6 protein-coding genes and 1 pseudogene are annotated in these 4,285 nt (G+C 58.0%); all 7 read left to right on the top strand.

Going from position 1 to position 4,285, the window contains the following annotated elements:
• Positions 1–462: alpha/beta fold hydrolase (locus H1Y01_RS04535; RefSeq protein ID WP_180539083.1), on the top strand; the 462-nt coding region annotated here is incomplete at its 5' end.
• A gap of 73 nt (positions 463–535) precedes the next feature.
• On the top strand, positions 536–1,174 hold the full coding sequence (locus tag H1Y01_RS04530; protein WP_219341262.1) for a pyridoxamine 5'-phosphate oxidase family protein: 639 nt from the start codon (positions 536–538) through the stop codon (positions 1,172–1,174).
• 47 nt (positions 1,175–1,221) lie between these two features.
• Positions 1,222–2,178: an MBL fold metallo-hydrolase gene (locus H1Y01_RS04525; RefSeq protein ID WP_180539082.1), complete on the top strand. Its 957-nt coding sequence runs from the start codon at positions 1,222–1,224 to the stop codon at positions 2,176–2,178.
• Positions 2,179–2,217: 39 nt separating this feature from the next.
• Positions 2,218–3,057, top strand: coding sequence for an alpha/beta fold hydrolase (locus tag H1Y01_RS04520; protein ID WP_180539081.1), 840 nt, complete (start codon positions 2,218–2,220; stop codon positions 3,055–3,057).
• Between the two features lie 37 nt (positions 3,058–3,094).
• Entirely contained in the window at positions 3,095–3,373 is a 279-nt protein-coding gene (locus H1Y01_RS19880; RefSeq protein WP_180539080.1) for a DUF1427 family protein, read from the top strand.
• A gap of 106 nt (positions 3,374–3,479) precedes the next feature.
• Positions 3,480–4,010: a Dps family protein gene (locus H1Y01_RS04510; RefSeq protein ID WP_180539079.1), complete on the top strand. Its 531-nt coding sequence runs from the start codon at positions 3,480–3,482 to the stop codon at positions 4,008–4,010.
• A 38-nt stretch (positions 4,011–4,048) separates the two neighbouring features.
• A pseudogene (locus H1Y01_RS04505) lies at positions 4,049–4,285 on the top strand (hypothetical protein); the annotation flags it as partial.

Genomic DNA, 4,285 nt, shown 5'->3' with positions numbered 1-4,285 from the left:
GCCTACGAGGAAGGGTTGCGGGAGTTCTGGGATCCGATCAAGAAGTACTGGGCGAAGCCCGAGGATCCGGGTGCCATCGCTTACATGGTGGATCCCAAGCAAACGCGCTGGCAATATGAGAACGGAGTGACCGATAAAACGCTGCTGGACCCGACCACCTGGACGCTGGATCAGATGGGTCTCGACCGGCCCGGCAACGCCAATATCCAAGCCGACCTCATGTACGACTACGGGACCAACGTTCCGCTGTATCCGGAATTTCAGGGGTTCTTCAGGAAGTATCAGCCGCCGACGTTGATTGTGTGGGGTAAGAACGACGTTGTCTTTCCTCCTGAAGGAGCAACTCCGTATAGCCGCGATCTCAAGAACATCGAGACGCATTTGCTCGATACCGGTCATTTTGCGCTTGAAACGCATGGCGAAGAAATTGCCAGCCGGATCGAAGCGTTCTTCCTGAAATAGGAAACGCCGCGGTAGCCCTGAATGGAAGCAGCGGGCCGCTCAAACGGCAGCCGGCCCGCGGAGGAGATGGCCAGTGGCACGTAATTTCGGATCTCTGGTTTTTACGCCGGTTGTGCAGGCCCTACAAGAGAAGTACGGAAGTCGGCGCCAGTACGCGCGGATGGCGGAGGGTAACGCGTCGCCAGACAGGCTCGGTCCGGAAGAATCGGTCTTCATCGGAGAGCGCGATAGCTTCTATATCGCGACGGTGGGATCGACCGGGTGGCCTTACGTGCAGCACCGGGGCGGCCCCAAGGGCTTCCTTAAGGTGATTGATGAGCACACGATCGCTTTCGCCGATTTCCGGGGAAACAAACAGTATGTGAGCACCGGCAACCTGGCGACGGACAACCGCGCCGCCCTGATTATGGTCGACTATCCGGCGCAGGTCCGCCTGAAGATTTTGGGGCGCGTAGAGATCCTGGAAGGCGATGCGGCTCGGGAGTGGGGTGACCGCCTTCGCGACCCTGGCTATAAAGCGGTGATCGAGCGCGTGTACTTGATTCACGTTGAGGGGCTGGACTGGAACTGTCCCCAACATATAACGCCGCGTTTTACCGTCGAGCAAATCCAGCAAGAGCTCGCGCCTTTCGAACGGCGTCTTCAGGAGCTGGAAGCGGAGAACAAGAAACTTCGCGACGCGGCGCAAACATCAGGGAACAGTCCCGGGTAGCGAATCGGAATTCGATTGAGACCAACTTATCAGAAGGCGGGAATTACATGCACATTAACGAACAGTCCAGGATTTCACGCAGGGGTTTTATAGCCGCGGCCGGCTTCTCCGGCGGCGCCGCATTTCTAGCAAGCCGCACTCTCTTTGCGCGCGAAGAGGGTATTGTCCCGACCATGGTCAACGCAGCCGCCACGGCTAAGATCACGGTCCGGCCCCTGCGGAGGAATATCGCGGTGCTCGAAGGCTCGGGAGGCAACATCGCTGTCTTGACCGGGCCGGACGGCAAGCTGTTGGTCGACGCGGGGTTTGCCGTTTCCAGGCCGCAGATCTCAAGTGCCTTGGTGTCGATCAACTCCGACCCGATCAAACGGTTGATCAACTCGCACTGGCACACGGATCATACCGACGGCAATGCCTGGTTGCACGACGCGGGCGCTGTTATTACCGCGCACGAGAATACTCTCAAGCGCCTGTCGGTAGCAACTCGCGTAGAAGGCTGGAGTTATACGTTTCCCGCAGCGCCCCAGGGCGCTTTACCTGTCGAGGTTTTCACCAACGAACATCGGATGAACGTGAACAATACCCGTATTGTCTGTAATTACTACCCGCCGGCGCATACCGACTGCGACATCTCGGTTTACTTTGAAGAGGCCGATGTTCTCCACGTCGCCGACACATGGTGGAACGGGGTATATCCCTTTATCGACTACTCCACAGGCGGCAGTATCGACGGGTCGATTCGCGCCGCCGAAACGAATCTAGCAATGGCCACCAGCAAGACGATCATCGTCCCCGGGCACGGGCCAGTCGGCGGCAGGGCGGACGTCGTCGAGTTTCGAGACATGTTGGTCGCGATCCGCGAAAACGTCGCGTTACTCAAGAAGCGCGGCAGATCAATCGACGAGACCATCGCCGCCAAACCGACTGCCGGATACGACGAGAAATGGGGCCAGTTTCTCACCACGCCCGCGGCGTTCACTCGCCTCGTTTACATGGGCGTCTGAGTCTTTTTTGCGGTAAGTCAACCATAAGGAACGAAACACATGCCGAACATTACAACGAAAGATGGGACGAGTATCTACTACAAGGATTGGGGAGAGGGGCAACCTATCGTCTTCAGCCACGGCTGGCCGTTGAGTGCGGACGCGTGGGAGGATCAAATGATCTTCCTGGCCGCGCGAGGGTTCCGCTGCATTGCGCACGACCGCAGGGGCCACGGCCGCTCAGGCCAGCCCTGGAATGGCAACGACTTGGATACGTATGCCGACGACCTCGCCGAGCTCGTCGCCGCGCTGGACCTGCAATCCGCAGTTCACGTCGGTCACTCCACCGGCGGCGGAGAAGTAACCCGCTACATCGGACGTTACGGCACCGCTCGCGTTTCGAAGGCCGTACTGATCAGCTCGATACCACCGTTAATGTTAAAGACGGAAGCGAACCCGGCCGGGCTTCCAATCAGCGTATTCGATGAACTGCGAGCAGCCGTTCTGGCGGACCGCGCACAGTTCTTCAAGGACCTCAGCGCTCCTTTCTACGGCGCCAATCGCCCCGGGGCAAGTGTCTCGCAGGGGCTTCGGGATTCTTTCTGGCTCCAGGGCATGCTCGCCGGACACAAGGCGGTTTACGACTGCATCAAGGCGTTTTCGGAAACCGACTTGACGGAAGATCTTAAGAAGATCGACGTACCGACCCTCTTCATTCACGGCGACGACGACCAGATTGTTCCGATCGTAGCTGCGTCTCTCATCGCTTCGAAGATTGTGAAGAAGGCGACGCTGAAGATTTATGCGGGAGCCCCGCACGGGATCTGTTCGACGTTGAAGGATCGCGTGAACGCGGATCTATTCGCCTTCATCTCGGCCACCAAGGTCATGGCGGCGTGACGGGTGTCATTTCGGCGCTGGGAGTGAGCGGTGGCTTATGAAGCTGATGATTGGTGTTGCTGTTTCCTTTCTGGTGGGGGCGGGGTGCCGTTACTTCGACATCCCCGTCCCAAGCCCTCCAGTGTTGCCGGGGGCGTTATTGGTGGTAGCAATGACTCTTGGATATTCGGAGGCCGATCGCGTCCTCCTCCGCAAGATGCATTTTGCCACCACGAAGCGTTCATGCGGCGGTCCCGATGGAGCCACTATCTCCGCGAGTTGGCGGCGGGACCGGGACTTTCCCGCCGCACGCCTCAAGAGTGATCCAAACTCTTAAGCAGCATTTCGAAACAGATGCACTATTTTGCAATCAAATCGCCAGCCCGGCTGACTAACGTGATCGTAGAGATTGGACCAAGGAGCTTTTGAATATGAAAACGGTAATGGCACAGCATGGCGACCACGCGACGGCCGCGCCGGGACTAATGCAATCCGACCTCAACTCGAGTGGGGTTACGGAGCTCGAAGGCGAACTGTTGGGATTGCTCGCCGACACGTTTACGCTTTATCTCAAAACGAAGAACTTCCACTGGCACATGCGGGGGCGTCACTTCCGCGACTACCATCTGCTGCTCGACGAGCATGCGGATCAGGTCTTCGCGATGACTGACGATATTGCGGAACGTTCCCGGAAGCTCGGTGCCGCCACCCTGCGTTCCATCGGCGATATTTCGCGCCATCGGCGGCTGCGGGATAGCGACGCGGATGATATCACTCCAATGAAGATGTTATCGGAGCTTTTATCGGACAATCGTCAGCTCACACGCTTCATGCGCGCTACCCATGAAGTCTGTGAACGACATAACGACGTCGCTACGGCCAGTCTGATAGAGGTCTGGATCGACCAGGCCGAGCGAAGGGCGTGGTTCTTGGTGGAGATCGTATCGGGAATGGTTTCAGAGGGCTCAATATGATTCCGAAGCCCTTCTTACAAGAAAGATGGAGACTTGCGATGAGCCGCTTAACGACGAGTTGTCTTTCCTATGGCTTTGCTGGGTTACTCGCCCTGACGGCCGAATCCGCATTATCCGCGCAGTCCGCGCCGGATGTGGCTCAGCAAATCGCCGAGCTGATGGCGCAGGCCCCAAGCGGAAAAGCGCACCAGCGCTACATCCACGCTAAAGGAATCGTTTGCACAGGAACTTTCGAGGCTTCGCCGGAGGCAGCGGCTATCTCGCGAGCCGCGCAT

The sequence above is a fragment of the Nevskia soli genome (assembly GCF_903970205.1).
Taxonomy (GTDB): Bacteria; Acidobacteriota; Terriglobia; order Bryobacterales; family Bryobacteraceae; genus Bog-113.
The sequence above is the reverse complement of the archived record's forward strand: the minus strand, read 5'-3'. Positions and strand labels throughout refer to the sequence as shown.